This window comes from Actinomycetospora sp. ABD4_176 (assembly GCF_056311855.1).
On sequence record NZ_CM149974.1, the window covers coordinates 712,689 to 727,940 of the forward strand.

Annotated in this window: 12 protein-coding genes; 10 read left to right on the forward strand and 2 right to left on the reverse strand. The window is 74.4% G+C overall.

What is annotated here, in order from left to right:
* Positions 1-12: 12 nt before the first annotated feature.
* Positions 13-585 (reverse strand): TIGR03086 family metal-binding protein, encoded by a 573-nt coding sequence (locus ACYX4T_RS03490; RefSeq protein WP_476013190.1) that lies wholly within the window; start codon positions 583-585, stop codon positions 13-15.
* 52 nt (positions 586-637) lie between these two features.
* On the opposite strand from ACYX4T_RS03490, the gene ACYX4T_RS03495 reads away from it, so the two are divergent.
* The 3 genes from ACYX4T_RS03495 to ACYX4T_RS03505 all read left to right on the forward strand — a co-directional run bounded on the left by ACYX4T_RS03495 (position 638) and on the right by ACYX4T_RS03505 (position 7,963).
* Complete coding sequence (locus tag ACYX4T_RS03495; protein ID WP_476013191.1) at positions 638-1,471, forward strand: AraC family transcriptional regulator; 834 nt, start codon at positions 638-640, stop codon at positions 1,469-1,471.
* A 189-nt stretch (positions 1,472-1,660) separates the two neighbouring features.
* A complete protein-coding gene (gene uvrA / locus ACYX4T_RS03500; RefSeq protein WP_476013192.1) occupies positions 1,661-4,561 on the forward strand; it encodes an excinuclease ABC subunit UvrA in 2,901 nt (966 codons plus the stop codon).
* Between the two features lie 141 nt (positions 4,562-4,702).
* The gene (locus ACYX4T_RS03505; protein ID WP_476013193.1) at positions 4,703-7,963 is read left to right on the forward strand and encodes an ATP-binding protein; all 3,261 of its coding nucleotides are present in this window, start codon (positions 4,703-4,705) and stop codon (positions 7,961-7,963) included.
* On the opposite strand, the gene ACYX4T_RS03510 is transcribed toward ACYX4T_RS03505, so the two are convergent.
* On the reverse strand, positions 7,900-9,969 hold the full coding sequence (locus ACYX4T_RS03510) for an alpha/beta fold hydrolase (protein WP_476013194.1): 2,070 nt from the start codon (positions 9,967-9,969) through the stop codon (positions 7,900-7,902). The genes ACYX4T_RS03505 and ACYX4T_RS03510 overlap by 64 nt on opposite strands.
* Positions 9,970-10,106: 137 nt before the next feature.
* Here ACYX4T_RS03510 and ACYX4T_RS03515 point away from each other — a divergent pair, with 137 nt between their 5' ends.
* The 7 genes from ACYX4T_RS03515 to pheS all read left to right on the forward strand — a co-directional run bounded on the left by ACYX4T_RS03515 (position 10,107) and on the right by pheS (position 15,248).
* Positions 10,107-10,835: an alpha/beta fold hydrolase gene (locus ACYX4T_RS03515; RefSeq protein ID WP_476013195.1), complete on the forward strand. Its 729-nt coding sequence runs from the start codon at positions 10,107-10,109 to the stop codon at positions 10,833-10,835.
* Between the two features lie 32 nt (positions 10,836-10,867).
* Complete coding sequence (locus ACYX4T_RS03520; RefSeq protein WP_476013196.1) at positions 10,868-11,554, forward strand: alpha/beta fold hydrolase; 687 nt, start codon at positions 10,868-10,870, stop codon at positions 11,552-11,554.
* Positions 11,555-11,859: 305 nt separating this feature from the next.
* The gene (gene infC, locus ACYX4T_RS03525) at positions 11,860-12,459 is read left to right on the forward strand and encodes a translation initiation factor IF-3 (RefSeq protein WP_476013197.1); all 600 of its coding nucleotides are present in this window, start codon (positions 11,860-11,862) and stop codon (positions 12,457-12,459) included.
* Positions 12,460-12,597: 138 nt separating this feature from the next.
* Positions 12,598-12,795 carry a 50S ribosomal protein L35 gene (gene rpmI, locus ACYX4T_RS03530; protein WP_274203414.1) on the forward strand — a complete coding sequence of 66 codons (198 nt, stop codon included), beginning with the start codon at positions 12,598-12,600 and terminating at the stop codon, positions 12,793-12,795.
* Between the two features lie 81 nt (positions 12,796-12,876).
* Positions 12,877-13,269 carry a 50S ribosomal protein L20 gene (rplT, locus tag ACYX4T_RS03535; RefSeq protein WP_476013198.1) on the forward strand — a complete coding sequence of 131 codons (393 nt, stop codon included), beginning with the start codon at positions 12,877-12,879 and terminating at the stop codon, positions 13,267-13,269.
* Positions 13,266-14,099 carry a TrmH family RNA methyltransferase gene (locus ACYX4T_RS03540; RefSeq protein WP_476015175.1) on the forward strand — a complete coding sequence of 278 codons (834 nt, stop codon included), beginning with the start codon at positions 13,266-13,268 and terminating at the stop codon, positions 14,097-14,099. The genes rplT and ACYX4T_RS03540 overlap by 4 nt, the downstream gene beginning before the upstream one ends.
* 81 nt (positions 14,100-14,180) lie before the next feature.
* Positions 14,181-15,248 (forward strand): phenylalanine--tRNA ligase subunit alpha, encoded by a 1,068-nt coding sequence (gene pheS, locus ACYX4T_RS03545; protein WP_476013199.1) that lies wholly within the window; start codon positions 14,181-14,183, stop codon positions 15,246-15,248.
* The last annotated feature ends 4 nt before the right edge of the window (positions 15,249-15,252 follow it).

The window sequence follows — 15,252 nt, forward strand, 5'->3', positions numbered from 1 at the left end:
ATGGTGCCCGCATCAGGGTGTCCAGAGCGGGTCGCGGCCCGCGAGGGCGACGACGCGGTCGAGCAGCGGCGCGTCGTGGGGGACGGGGACGGCCGGGCCGAACGCGCCCATGCCCCGGCCCAGCGGCGTGAGGCCCTCGAGCGCGGCGTGCGCCTCCTCGAGCAGGGCGTCGTCCCACGTCACCGGCTCGCCGAGCCCGCGGCCGAGGTCCCAGGCGTGCAGGACGAGCTCGCAGAACGTCATCGTTCCGACGACGGCCGCGGGCAGCTCGGTGCTCGTCATCGTCGTCGTGCCCGACCACGAGGCCGGGTCGCTCCACACGGCGACGAGGTCGTCGCGGGCGGCGCCGAGCTCGGCGGGCCAGTCGCCGACGGCCCGCGGCGTGCCCGGCTCGGGCGGGGCCCCGCGACCGGCGCCCGCGAGCACCGGCGTCCAGGTCATCATGTGCTCGACGAGGTGGCGCACGGTCCAGTCCGCGCAGGGGACGGGGGCGTCGAGGTGGTCGGCGGCGGCCGCGACCAGTTTCCCGTGCGGGGCCGCGGCGGCGGCGACGAGGTGCGGGCGGGGCGTGAAGTCGGGGAACACGGGTCGGGACGCTAACCACGGCGCCTCGGCAGGTCATGGAGGAACGCGACAGGTGCTGGAGCGGGATCCGCGCGAGCTCGGCGGGCACTGGCGCACCGCGCAGCGGATCGCCGTGCACGAGCCCGACGCCGACCTCGCGCCCTGGGTCGAGCGCCTGTGGACCGCGTCGTGGGAGTACGCGGAGCCCTACCGGCAGAAGATCGTCCCGCTGCCGCAGGTGCATGTGTCCGTGATCGACGGCGGCGGTGGGCGCGCCGAGGGGGGAGCGAGGGTCACCTCGGTGGCGTCGGACGCAGCGGGGGCGACCCTCGCTCGCGGGCCCCGGGTCGTCGGTCCCCGCAGCCGGCACCTGGTCCGCGAGCTGGCCGGGCGCGGGTCGGTGGTGGGCGCGGCGTTCCGGCCCGGCGTGTTCCGGGTGGTCGCCGGGCGGCCGGTGGCCGAGCTGGTGGACCGCGAGCTCGACGTCCCCGACGTGCCGGGCCTCGCCGGCGAGCCGCCCTTCGCCGGGGACCTGGCGGCCTGGCTCCGCGCCCACCTGCCCGCCGACGGGCCGCCCCGCGCGGCGCGGGAGGCCGGCGAGCTCGTCGCGCACGTCGCCGCCGACCCCACCATCGCCCGGGTCGACCGGCTCGCCGCGGCGGCCGGCACGAGCATGCGGACGCTGCAGCGGCTGTTCGCCGAGCACGTGGGCCCGGGCCCGAAGTGGGTGATCCGGCGCTACCGGCTCCAGGAGGTCGTCGGGCGGCTCGAGGCCGGGGGACGGGTCGACTGGGCCGACCTCGCCGCGACGCTGGGCTACGCCGACCAGGCGCACCTCTCCCGCGACTTCGCCGACCTCTTCGGTGAACCGCCCACCTGGTACGCCCGGCGCTACCCGGCGACCTGAGGCCGGGCGGCACCACCCCGATGGACCAACCGGTCGTCGCCCCGACGCCCACCCCGGTCGCCCCGCACCCGGGCGGGACGGCCGTTGTCGGGGGGCGCTCCTAGCATGGAGTGGTCCGGGGGAAGAGACATCCGTCGTCGCGTGTTCCCTCCCCGGCGCGTTCTCGCCCGGAGCCTGGAGGCCTCGCACGTGGTCGATCGTCTCGTCGTCCAGGGCGCTCGTGAGCACAACCTCACGGGCGTCGATCTCGACCTGCCCCGCGACAGCCTGGTCGTCTTCACCGGCCTGTCGGGCTCGGGCAAGTCGAGCCTGGCGTTCGACACGATCTTCGCCGAGGGCCAGCGCCGGTACGTCGAGTCGCTGTCGGCCTACGCGCGCCAGTTCCTCGGGCAGATGGACAAGCCCGACGTCGACTTCATCGAGGGCCTCTCGCCCGCGGTGTCGATCGACCAGAAGTCGACCAGCCGCAACCCGCGCTCGACGGTCGGCACCATCACCGAGGTCTACGACTACCTGCGGCTCCTCTACGCCCGCGCCGGCACGCCCCACTGCCCGACCTGCGGCGAGATCATCTCGAAGCAGACGCCGCAGCAGATCGTCGACCAGGTGCTCGAGATGGAGCCGGGCCGCCGGTTCCAGGTGCTCGCGCCGGTCATCCGCGGGCGCAAGGGCGAGTACGTCGACCTGTTCAGCCAGCTCCAGGGCCAGGGCTACTCCCGCGTGCTGGTCGACGGCACGGTGCATCCGCTCTCCGAGCCGCCGACGCTGAAGAAGCAGGAGAAGCACGACATCGCCGTCGTGGTCGACCGGTTGTCGGTGAAGTCGAGCGCCAAGCAGCGCCTCACCGACTCGGTCGAGACGGCGCTGCGCCTGGCCGAGGGCATCCTCGTGCTCGACTTCGTCGACCTCCCCGACGACGACCCGGACCGCGAGCGCCGCTTCTCCGAGCGCATGGCGTGCCCGAACGGCCACCAGCTCCAGGTCGACGACCTCGAGCCCCGCGCCTTCTCCTTCAACTCGCCCTACGGCGCGTGCCCGACGTGCGCGGGTCTGGGCATCAAGAAGGAGGTCGACCCGGAGCTGCTGGTGCCCGACGACGAGCTCTCGCTCGCCGACGGGGCCATCGCGCCGTGGGCGATCGGCCAATCCGCGGAGTACTTCACGCGCCTGCTCACCGCGCTGTCCGAGCAGGTCGGGTTCCGGATGGACACGCCGTGGCGCAAGCTGCCCGCGCGGGTGCAGAAGGCGGTGCTGCACGGCTCGGACGAGCAGGTGCACGTGCGCTACCGCAACCGCTACGGCCGCGAGCGTTCGTACTACGCGTCGTTCGAGGGCGTCGTGCCCTTCCTCGAGCGCCGGCTCGACCAGGCGGAGTCCGACAGCGCCCGCGAGCGCTACGAGGGCTACATGCGCGACGTCCCGTGCCCGGCCTGCGGCGGGACGCGGCTCAAGCCCGAGATCCTCGCGGTGACGCTGCGGCACGAGTCGCTCGGCGACCGCTCGATCGCCGACCTCACCGCGCTCTCGGTGGCCGACTGCGCGGAGTTCATGAAGGGCCTGGTCCTGGGCACGCGCGAGCAGGTCATCGCGGGCGCGGTGCTCAAGGAGATCGACGCCCGCCTGGGCTTCCTGCTCGACGTCGGGCTCGACTACCTGTCGCTGGCGCGCGCCGCGGCGACGCTGTCCGGGGGCGAGGCCCAGCGCATCCGCCTCGCCACGCAGATCGGGTCCGGGCTGGTCGGCGTGCTCTACGTCCTCGACGAGCCGTCGATCGGGCTCCACCAGCGGGACAACCGGCGGCTGATCGACACGCTGTCCCGCCTGCGCGACCTCGGCAACACCCTGATCGTCGTCGAGCACGACGAGGACACCGTCCGCGCCTCGGACTGGGTGGTCGACATCGGGCCGGGCGCCGGCGAGCACGGCGGCCGCGTCGTCTACTCGGGGCCGGTCGACGGGCTCGAGAAGAGCGAGGAGTCGCTCACCGGCGCCTACCTCTCGGGTCGCGAGCAGATCCCGGTGCCCGAGATCCGGCGGCCGATCGACCGCAAGCGCCAGGTCGGCGTGGTCGGCGCGCGCGAGCACAACCTGCACGACGTCGACGTCGAGTTCCCCCTGGGCTGCCTCGTCTCGATCACCGGGGTGTCCGGGTCGGGGAAGTCGACGCTGGTCAACGACATCCTGGCCACGGTCCTGGCCAACAAGCTCAACAACGCCCGCCAGGTGCCGGGCCGGCACACGCGGGTCACGGGCCTCGAGCACCTCGACAAGCTCGTCCGGGTCGACCAGTCGCCCATCGGCCGCACGCCCCGGTCCAACCCGGCGACGTACACCGGCGTCTGGGACCACATGCGCAAGCTCTTCGCCAGCACGAACGAGGCGAAGGTGCGCGGCTACGGGCCCGGGCGGTTCTCGTTCAACGTCAAGGGCGGGCGCTGCGAGGCGTGCGCCGGCGACGGCACGATCAAGATCGAGATGAACTTCCTGCCCGACGTGTACGTGCCCTGCGAGGTCTGCAAGGGCGCCCGCTACAACCGCGAGACCCTCGAGGTGCACTACAAGGGCAAGAACGTGGCCGAGGTCCTCGACATGCCGATCGAGGAGGCCGCAGAGTTCTTCAAGCCGATCGGGGCGATCCACCGCCACCTGCAGACGCTCACCGAGGTCGGGCTGGGCTACGTCCGCCTGGGCCAGCCGGCGCCGACGCTGTCGGGCGGCGAGGCGCAGCGCGTCAAGCTGGCCTCGGAGCTGCAGAAGCGCTCGATGGGCCGGACGATCTACATCCTCGACGAGCCGACCACCGGCCTGCACTTCGAGGACATCCGCAAGCTGCTCGGCGTCATCAACGGCCTGGTCGACAAGGGCAACACCGTCCTCGTCATCGAGCACAACCTCGACGTCATCAAGGTGTCGGACTGGGTCGTCGACATGGGCCCCGAGGGCGGCAACAACGGCGGCACCGTCGTCGCCCAGGGCACGCCGGAACAGGTCGCGGCCGTCGAGGGCAGCTACACGGGCCAGTTCCTGTCGAGGCTGGTCACGCCGGACGCCGGCCCGGTCCGCAAGAGCCGCGCGAAGAAAGCGGGCTGAGGGTCACGCCGCGTAGCGGCAAGTGTGCGCTGAGCGCCTGACGATTCCCTGACATCCCCAGCTCCACGGCCTGCGGACGGCTTGTCCGTACACAACCCGTTGTGACACAACCATCGTGGCGGGTGGGCGGAGGGAGCGGCGATGGCGTTGGTGGTCCGGCTGGCCGGCGAGCTCGCCGTGCACCACGGCGACATCGACCGTCCCGGCACTGCCGTGGCCGTCGGGAGCCGCAAGGCGCGCCGCCTGCTGGCGCTCCTCGCCGCGGCCCGGGGCCGTCACGTCAGCGCGACGACCGCGGCCGCGGAGCTCTGGGGCGACCGGCCGCCCCGGCGTCCCGAGGACAACGTCGCGGTCCTCGTGAGCCGCCTCCGGTCCTGGCTCGGGTCGGGAGCCGTGCTGGGCGGGCGGGGCGGCTACCGCCTCGGCGGTCCGCCGGTCGTCCTGGTCGACCTCGACGTCGCCGCCTGGGAGGCCGCTGAGGCGCGGCGCGCGCTCGGGGCCGAGAGGGCCGCGGAGGCCCTCGCCCCCGCCGCACGCGGCCTCGAGCTGCTCGGCGAGGGGGAGCCGCTGGCCGGCGAGCACGACGCCGAGTGGGTGGGCGCGCTGCGCGCCGAGGTCGAGGAGCTGCGCCGCAGCCTGCGGCACGCCGCCGCCGCGGCGGCGCTCGCAGTGGGCGACGTCGCCACCGCCACCGCCGCGGCACGGTCCGCCGCGGCGGACGACCCCCTCGACGACACCGCGCACCGCCTGCTCATGACCGCCTACCAGGCCGCCGGTGAGTCGGCCCGCGCGCTCCAGGTCTTCGAACGGCTCCGGGGCGCGCTGAACGAGGACCTCGGCGTGGATCCCGCGCCGAAGACCCGAGAGCGCCACCTGGCCATCCTGCGGGGCGACCCGGTCGAGGATGTGCCGGCGGGGACCGCGCCCCCGGTCGGGGACGAGGAGGCGGCCGGCGTGGCCGGCCCCGTCGCCACTCCGGCACCGGATCTCCCGAGCGCCCCGGTCGGCCGTGAGCGGGAGCTCGCCGTCCTCACCGACGCCTGGGCCGCCGCCCGCCGGGGCGAGCCGGCGCTGTGGCTCGTCGCCGGGGAGGGCGGCATCGGCAAGACGACCGTGGCGAACGCCCTGGCCGCGGTCGCCGAGGCGGACGGGGCAACGGTGCTGCGGGCCCGCGGGCACGCCGCCGAGCGCTCGCTGTTCCTCCAGCCGGTGCTCGACGCGGTCGCGCCGCAGCTGACCTCCCGCTCGCCCGCGGAGGTTCGCACCCTGGCCGGTGCGCGGGCCCCGGTGCTCGCGGCCCTGTTCCCGGATCTGGCCGCCGTGCTGGGGGCGTCGGCGGTTCCGGCGGAGGGCGACCTGGCCCGTCGGCAGGCCTTCGACGCCCTCCGGGCGCTTCTCACTGCTCTGGCCGCGCCACGCCCGGTCCTGCTGCTCGTCGACGACCTGCACGACGCTGGGTCGGCGAGCACGGAGTTCCTCCACTACGCAGCGCTCCGGCTCCGGGGCGTCCCGGTGCTGCTCGTCGCTGCCGTCCGGGACACCGAGGGCGCCGAGGTGATCGAGACGCTCGGCGGGGTGGCCAGGCATCTGACCCTGGGCCCGCTGACCGCGGAGTCGGTCGCCGAGCTCGCCGCCCGCGCCGGGCGGCCCGACCGGGCGGCGGACATCGCCCGGCGGACGCGGGGTCACCCGCTGTTCGTGACCGAGACGCTGCGCGCTCTCGCCGAGGGCCAATCAGGCGTGCCGGGAACGCTGCAGGAGGCCGTGGACACCCGGCTGCGTCACCTCGGTCGCGATGTGGCCGAGGCCGTGCGCGCCGCGGCCGTCCTGGGGTCGGTGCCGGCGCCGGAGATCGTCGCGGCGATGCTCGACGTCCCGATGGTCGAGGTGCTGCGGCGCTTCGACCGCGCCTCCGGAGCGCACGTCCTCGCCGTCGAGCGGTCAGCCCACCAGTTCGCCAACGACGTCGTCCGCGAGATCGTCTACGCCTCCACGTCCACGCCGTTGCGCTCCGCTCACCACCGGGTCGCCGCGGACCTCCTCGCCGACCGGCCCGAGGCCCTGGCCCGGCACGCCGCCGAGATCGGTGAGCACGCCCGTGCCGCGCGGGCCTGGTTGGTCGCCGGTCAGCGGGCCCTGGGCCGCGGTGCGGCCAGCGATGCCGCGGTCCTGCTGGACGCGGCGCTGGAGGCGGCGATCACGGCCCGGGACGCCGTGCTCCTGGGCCGCGTCCACCTCGTGCGCGCGCGCACGAGCGATGCCCTGGCCGACGCCGCGGCGATGGACGAGGGGGTCTCCGCCGCGATCGCCAGCGCCCGGTGCGCGATGCCCTCGCCCGTCGCGACACGACGGCCCGGGAGCGCGGTCCCGGAGGGGCCCGCGGCCGACGAGGCGCTCCGGGTGGCCGAGGCACGCGTCGACCGGTCTGCGGACGCCGAGCTCTGCGGGTGGCGAGCGGTGGTCGCCAGCAACCGGCTGCGGTTCGTCGACGCGGTGGCCTGGGGCCGTCTGGGGCTCGCCGCGGCCCGCGGGTGCGGCGACGAGGCATCGCTCGTCGCCGGTCTCGACGGCCTCAAGACCGCGCTGGCCTACGTCGGGGACCTCGCCGCCCTCGATCCGGTCCTGGCCGAGCTAGAGCCCCTGGCCCGTCGCCGCGGCGACCGCCAGGTCCTGTTCTGGACGATGTTCGAATCGGGCCTGGCTGCGGTCGCCCGCGGCGAGCTGGACACGGCCGAGGCCAGGATCGACGAGGCCGAGGCCCTGTGTCGCGCGGTGGGGCTGCCGGCCCATGCGGCGTGGTTCGATGCGCACCTCTCCCTCGTCGAGCGGCTGCGCGGGGACCTCGAACGGGCGGTGGATCGAGGCCGCGAGGGCATTGCGCGCCCGCGCCACGCCTGGTGGTGGACCACCGCCGCCAGCGCCCTCGGTACCGCCCTGGCGGAGCGAGACGCGCCGGGGGACCGGGAGGAGGCCGAGCACGTCCTCACGGCGGGGCTCGCCCTGGCCGAGGAGGGGGGCACGGAGGCCTACGTGCTGCGCTGCCTGGCCCCGTTGTCCGAGATCCGGGGGGACCCGGATCTGGTCCGGCGCGGCGAGCGCATGCTCGCGACGGTCGACGCCCCGCCCGGCGGGTGCTGGCTGGGGGGTGCCGACGCCTACCTCGCCGTGGCCCGGGCCCGCCTCGCGCTCGGTCAGCCCACCGCGGCCCGCGAGGCGGTGCGGCCCCTGCTCGGCGCGGCCCGCCGCCACGGCTGGACGCTCTGGGAGCGCGCTGCGCGCGACCTCGACCACCGCGCCGCCGCCGTCGCCTCCGGCGCGCCGGAGGCGACGGACGGGGCTCAGAGCAGCGTCGCGAGCCGGGCGGCGGCACGGGAGGCGCCGTCGGTGGCCACCGGGCGGTAGTCGACGGGGCGCGCCAGGGCCTCGGCCAGGGCCTCGGCCAGCGCCTCCGGGCCCAGCTCGTCCCAGTCCATCCGCCGGCCGGCACGGTGGCGCGCCAGCCGATGGGTCACGTGGCGCTGCTGCTCGAAGTGTCGGCGCAGGGGCACGTAGACGAACGGGCGGCGGTTCGCCGTGAGCTCCATGGTGGTGGTCAGACCCCCGTGTGTGATGGCCACGTCGCACGCGCCGAGGTGCCGGTAGAGGTCGGGCACCCACCCGTGGACCTCGAGGCCGGGCGCCGGGGGGACCGCGGCGGTGTCGATCCGGGGCCCCGTGACGACGACCGTTCGCAGATCCGGGATGCGCGACCGGATCGCGGGCAGCGCGTCCACCACCCGGCGCAGCAACGGCAGCCCGATGCCGGTGCCGCCGGCGGTCACCAGGCACACGGGCTCGCCGGGACGCCACCCGAGCTCGGCACGGACACCCTCGCGATCGGCCGAATCCATCGGGGTGAACCCGGTGACGTAGCCGGGGAAGGCGTAGTGGTCCCGCGTCCACTCCCGGATGGAGGGCAGGCCGGGGCCGAAGGCGTCGGGCACCACGTCCTCGACGTCGCCGACGAACAGGGCGCCGTCGCGCAGGCGGGGCAGACGGTCGACCTGCTCGATCATCCAGGCGTTGTGGTCGGCGGCGATCCGGTGTTCCCAGGGGTCGTCGGCGTCCACCGGCAGGAATCCGACGAAGTCCGTGAACCACGCGTACGCCGCCGACTTCAGCTCCGGGTTCTCGTGCAGGAAGTGGTCGAGCTCCCAGGCCTCGTCGCCGACCCACAGGTCGTGGTGGTCGGACTCCCCGAGCTCGGCCAGCACGTGGAAGTTGGCCGTGAGGATCTCGTCCATCGACCGCAGGGCGCGGAACGCGTGGAGGTCGTGCTCGCCGGCCTCGCCCTCGACGTGCGCCGCCTCCGAGGCCAGCCACCGGGAGGCCGGGTGGACGCGCTCCCCGCGGGCGGCGAGCACCGGGGCGACCGGGTCCTGGGCGAGCCACTCGACCTCGACGTCCGGGCGCCGGGCCCGCAGCTCGTCGGCGACCGCGAGGTCCCGGCGGACGTGACCGAGGCCGATCGGTGAGGAGAGGAACAGCGCGCGACGTGACCGCCGCCGCGGCGCGACCCAGCGCGGCGCGGGGGTCCGGTGGCCGGTGGTGGCGCGGACGAAGTCGCGGAGCAGCAGGTTCGTGCGGACGGGCTCGCGGGCGATGGGGACGTGACCCACGCCCTCCAACGAGACCAGGTCGCCCCCGGTCCAGCCGGCAACGGCGGCTCCGAGGTCGTGCGGGATCAGCACGTCCTCGGTGCCGTGGACGACGAGCACCGGGCACGTCACGGACTCGCACAGGGCGCGGGCGCCCGCCGGATCGGGCAACGCATGACCCTCGAAGAACGCCACCAGCGCCTCCGGGGTCGTCTCGGCGGCGTACCCGCGGGCGTCCGCGAAGGGGTGGAGGGCGTGCGCATCGCTGAAGCACAGGGAGAGGAACCAGGACGCGAAGTCGTCGTAGTCGGCGGTGATGTGGTGCCGGTTGAAGCGCTGGAGGCCGTCGTAGCGCTCCCGCACCACCTCGAAGTCGTCCATCTCGAACACGACGGTCGGCGCGATCGCCGCCACCCCGACCACGCGTTCGGGCCGGTGGACGGCGAGCTCGAGGGCGCGGTGCGCACCGGAGGACAGGCCGACGACCACCACCTCGTCCGTCCCCGTCGCGTCCAGCACCGCGACGAGGTCGGCGAGGTCCTCCTCGATGCCGTAGGCCGAGGGCTCGGTGGGGCGGTCGCTGCGACCGTTCCCGCGATGATCGACCACGACCACCCGGACATGCCGCGCCAGCACCGGGATCTGCGCCTTCCACTGCCGGGCATGGACGAGCGGCATCGAGGTCACGAGCAGCACGCTCACGGCCGTGTCCGGGGTGTCCAGGGGCTCGTACACCTCGAAGCCGACCCGCACACCGTTGCGGACGATCACGTCTTCGACGTCGGGATACCTCGCGCGCACCCGGACCACTGTGCCCGGCGGCGTTGCAGGCGTGGACTGCAACGCATCCGCAATCCGTCCCGGGACCGTTCCCGCGACACCGACCCGGCGACGGAGGAGAAGCACCGATGACCACGTTCGTGCTGGTGCACGGGGCGTTCAGTGACGGGCTGTACTGGGGCGAGACGGCGACGGCGCTCGAGGCCGACGGCCACGGCGTCGCCGTCGCCGAGCTGCCGAGCACCGGGTCCGATCCGGCGGCTCTGGGCGGGCTCGTCGAGGACGCCACTGCGGTGCGGCGCCTGCTCGACGAGGTCGGCGAGCCCGCCGTGCCTGTCGGCCACTCCTACGGCGGCATGGTGCTCACGGAGGTCGCCGATCACCCGCGCATCGCACGCTCGATCTACGTCGCGGCCTTCTGGCCCTCACCGGGGGTCTCGCTGGCGGCCCTCGGCGGGGACGAGCCACCGGACTGGTTCGGGATGGACGACACCGGCACCGCGCTGAGCGTCACACCGGACCTCGACCGCGCGCACGCCGCCCTGTGCGCGGACATCGGGCGGGAGCGGTTCCGTCCCTGGCACTCGCGTCTGCTGCTCTCGTCGGCGGTCGCCTTCGGCACGCCGAGCACCGCACCCGCGCGCTCCCACCCCGCGAGCTACGTGATCTGCACCCGGGACGCCGTGGTCCCGCCGGAGGCCCAGGACCGGATGGCGGCGCAGGCCGACTCCGTCACGCGGATCGTCAGCTCCCACTGGCCCCAGCTCTCCGTGCCCACGGAGCTCGCCGCCGTCCTCGAACGCGAGGCGGCCCGCACCCCGATCCGTACCCCGGCCCGCAGCTCGAGCCCGGCGTGAGTACCGGCGAGGAGGAGTGAGGAGGAGGAACGATGACGCGTTTCGTCCTGGTGCACGGCGGGTTCGTCGACAGCACCTACTGGGGGGAGACCCGCGCGGTGCTCGAGGAGTCCGGTCACGAGGTCGCGCTCGCCGAGCTGCCGAGCACCGGGCCCGACCCGGCCGCGCTGGGTGGGCTCGCCGACGACGTCGCGGAGGTCCGCCGGCTGCTCGACGAGGCGGAGGCCTCGGTGCTCGTCGGGCACTCCTACGGGGGTCTGGTCCTCACCGAGGTCGCCGACCACCCGGGGATCGCCGCGTCGGTCTACGTGAGCGCCTTCCGGCCGGCCCGCGGGCAGGGGATCGGCGACCTGCTCCCGGAGCTCCTCGACTGGATGCGGGTCCACCCCAGCGGTGCCGCCCTCGGGGTCTCCGACGACCCGGAGACCACCCGACGGGGCCTGGCCGCGGACCTCGACGCCGAGCGCTGGCGGCCGTGGCACGACGCTCTCGGCTACTCCTCGCTGGCCGACTTCGGGCACACCGCGGTCGCTCCGGACCGTCGCCATCCGGTGACCTACGTGGTGTGCGAGCGGGACGCCTCCCTGGTTCCCGACCTGCAGCGGCGGATGGCAGCGACGGCCGACCGTGTCGCCGGCATCGACACCTCGCACTCCCCGATGCTGGTCGACCCGCGCGGGCTCGCCCGCCTGCTCGAGGACGCCGCCGCCGCGCGCTGACCCCGCCGCCGTCCTGCCCGGCCGGGGCGCCGACCGGGAACACCGCGGTCCGGTGGTACGTTGTGCGGTGAGCGACCAGCTCGGTGGGTGTTCTGCGTCCGCCGAGCGGCAAGTGGAGCCCCGGCTCCCACCCGTCCGCCGTACAGGTGAGCGGGTCCCGGTCCGGCCGTCGCGGCGCGCGAGCGCCACCGGCGGCAGCGTTGCCGCGAGGGGACGTGGATCGGTCGACCGTGGGCCCTGCCGCCACCTCGCGTGGCGCGGGGCCCGACGTTCGTCGGGGCTCCGACCGCCGGGTCGCAGAGACTGTGTCACGGACCCGAGGAGAGCTCATCAGCACAGAGACCCGCATCAACGAGCGCATCCGCGTTCCCGAGGTGCGACTGGTCGGCCCCAACGGCGAGCAGGTCGGGATCGTCCGCATCGAGGACGCCCTGCGCCTGGCCCGCGAGGCCGACCTCGACCTGGTCGAGGTGGCCGCCCAGGCCCGCCCGCCGGTCTGCAAGCTCATGGACTACGGCAAGTTCAAGTACGAGAGCGCGCAGAAGGCCCGCGAGTCGCGGCGCAACCAGCAGCAGACGGTGATCAAGGAGCAGAAGCTCCGGCCGAAGATCGACCCGCACGACTACGAGACGAAGAAGGGTCACGTGACCCGCTTCCTCGGGCAGGGTCACAAGGTCAAGGTCACCATCATGTTCCGTGGCCGCGAGCAGTCGCGCCCGGAGCTGGGCTTCCGCCTCCTGCAGCGCCTCGCCGAGGACGTCGGCGAGCTCGGCTACGTCGAGGCGACGCCGAAGCAGGACGGCCGGAACATGACCATGGTCCTGGCGCCGAACAAGAAGCCGCAGAAGGCCCAGCGCCCCCAGCAGGAGGCGCAGCAGGAGCCGGCCCCCGAGCCGGCGGGCTGACCGGGTCGAGCACGACCGGCCGCACCCCTCCGGGTGCGGCCGGCTTCCCGGGCGCCCGTACCGTCGTCCCCGACGGCGGGACGGGCGTCGACCACCCCGGCGGAGCACGTCGGTCCGCACGAGGAGCAAGGACAGGACATGCCGAAGAACAAGACGCACAGCGGCGCCAAGAAGCGCATCAAGGTGACCGGGAGCGGCAAGCTGCTGCGCGAGAAGGCCGGCAAGCGCCACCTGCTGGAGAAGAAGTCCAGCCACAAGACCCGCGCGCTCTCCGGCAACGACGAGGTCGCGCCGCAGGACAGCTCGCGCATGCGCCGCCTGCTCGGCCGCGCCTGAGCCCCCTCACGCCGACCCACCCCGCGACCCCATCCGGACCGGACCCGCTCCGCTCCCTGATCTGATCGAAGGCAGGACCACGTGGCACGCGTGAAGCGCGCGGTCAACGCGCAGAAGAAGCGTCGCACCACCCTGGAGATGGCCAGCGGCTACCGCGGCCAGCGCTCCCGGCTCTACCGCAAGGCCAAGGAGCAGACGCTCCACTCGCTGACGTACGCCTACCGCGACCGCAAGCAGCGCAAGGGCGACTTCCGGCAGCTGTGGATCACCCGCATCAACGCGGCCGCGCGCTCCAACGACATGACCTACAACCGGTTCATGCAGGGCCTCAAGCTCGCGGGCGTCGAGGTCGACCGCAAGAACCTGGCCGAGATCGCCGTCTCGGACCCGGCCGCGTTCACCGCGCTGGTCGAGGTCGCCCGCGCGGCGGTGCCGACCGACCAGAAGAAGCACGACACCGGGGACGCCGCCTGACGTCGGGCACGCTCCTCACCGAACGCACGCCGCGCGTCGCCGCAGCCCGCAAGCTGCTGCGGCGCGCGGCGCGTTCGGAGGCCGGGCGCTTCCTCGTCGAGGGTGTTCGGCCGGTGCACGAGGCCCTCACGTGGGCCGCCGACGATCCCGGCCGCGTGCACGACCTCTTCCTCACCGACGCCGTCGCCGACCGGGACCCCACGCTGGAGGACCGGGCGATCGCCGCCGGGGTGCGCGTCGCCCGGGTCACCGAGAAGGCCGCCGCGGGGCTGTCGGACACCGTCACCCCGCAGGGCGTGGCCGTCGTCTGCTCCACGGTCACCGTCGGGCTCGACGCGGCCCTCGGCGACCGTCCCCGGCTCGTCACGGTGCTCGCCGGCGTCGCCGACCCCGGCAACGCCGGCACCGTCATCCGCACCAGCGACGCGGCCGGCGTCGACGCCGTCGTGCTCGCCGGGGACGGCCGGAACCAGCCGGTCGACCCGCACAACGGCAAGTGCGTGCGCGCGACGATGGGCAGCCTGTTCCACCTCCCGCTCGCGGTGTCCCGGGACGTCGACGCCGTCGTGGCCGCGCTGCGCGAGCGCGGGCTGACGCTGCTCGCGGCCGCCGGCGACGGCGAGACGGTGCTCGACGCGTCCGCCGACGCGCTGCTGGCCGCCCCGACGGCGTGGCTGTTCGGCAGCGAGGCCCACGGTCTCGACGACCACGCCGCGGGCCTCGCCGACCACCGCGTCCGCGTGCCGATCCACGGCCGTGCCGAGAGCCTCAACCTCGCGACGGCCGCCGCGGTGTGCCTCTACGCCTCGGCCCGGGCGCAGCACGGCTAGTCACCACGGCCGGGGATCGCCCTCGACCTGCTCCGATAGGATCGGTGCGCACCCGAGAGCAGCAGGAGCGAGACGACCTCGATGTCCGGCACCAACGACCTCTACGACCCCAAGCAGGTCGCGGCGCTCGACCCCGAGACCCTCGACGCCGCCCGCGCCGACGCGAGCGCGGCGTTCGCGGGAGCCACCACGCTCGACGCGCTGACCGCGCTGAAGCCCGCGCACCTCGGCGACCGCTCGCCGGTGCTCACCGCGCGGCGCGAGATCGGGGCGCTGCCGCCGCAGGCGCGCTCGGAGTCGGGGAAGCGGGTCAACGAGGTCCGCGTCGCGATCCAGACCGCGTACGACGAGCGCCACGCGGTGCTGTCGGCGGAGCGTGACGAGCGGGTGCTCGCCGAGGAGGCCGTCGACGTCACGCTGCCCGGCGACCGCCACCCGCGCGGCAGCCGGCACCCGCTCACGCAGCTCTCCGAGCGGATCGCCGACATCTTCGTCGGCATGGGCTACGAGGTGGCCGAGGGCCCCGAGGTCGAGTCGGAGTGGTTCAACTTCGACGCCCTGAACTTCCTGCCCGACCACCCGGCGCGCACGATGCAGGACACCTTCCACGTCGAGCCCGCCCCCGCCCGCCAGGTGCTGCGCACCCACACCTCGCCGGTGCAGATCCGGGCGCTGCTCGAGCGGGACCTGCCCGTCTACGTCGTCTGCCCCGGGCGGACGTTCCGCACCGACGAGCTCGACGCGACCCACACCCCGGTCTTCCACCAGATCGAGGGCCTGGCCGTCGACAAGGGCCTGACCATGGCCCACCTCAAGGGCACGCTCGACGCCTTCGCGCGGGCGATGTTCGGCGAGGAGTCGACGATCCGGCTGCGGCCCTCGTACTTCCCGTTCACCGAGCCGTCGGCCGAGCCCGACGTCTGGTTCCCGCAGAAGAAGGGTGGCGCGGGCTGGGTCGAGTGGGGCGGCTGCGGCATGGTCGACCCGAACGTCCTGCGCGCCTGCGGCGTCGACCCCGACGTCTACTCCGGGTTCGCCTTCGGCATGGGCCTCGAGCGCACCCTCATGTTCCGCAACGGCCTGCCCGACATGCGGGACATGGTCGAGGGCGACGTGCGGTTCACCTCGGCGTTCGCCGTCGAGCCCTAGCCCC

Coding starts and splice junctions, on each gene's coding strand:
- ACYX4T_RS03505 (WP_476013193.1), top strand. CDS start 4,703: ATGGCGTTGGTGGTCCGGCTGGCCGGCGAGCTCGCCGTGCACCACGGC.
- ACYX4T_RS03515 (WP_476013195.1), top strand. CDS start 10,107: ATGACCACGTTCGTGCTGGTGCACGGGGCGTTCAGTGACGGGCTGTAC.
- ACYX4T_RS03520 (WP_476013196.1), top strand. CDS start 10,868: ATGACGCGTTTCGTCCTGGTGCACGGCGGGTTCGTCGACAGCACCTAC.
- rpmI (WP_274203414.1), top strand. CDS start 12,598: ATGCCGAAGAACAAGACGCACAGCGGCGCCAAGAAGCGCATCAAGGTG.
- pheS (WP_476013199.1), top strand. CDS start 14,181: ATGTCCGGCACCAACGACCTCTACGACCCCAAGCAGGTCGCGGCGCTC.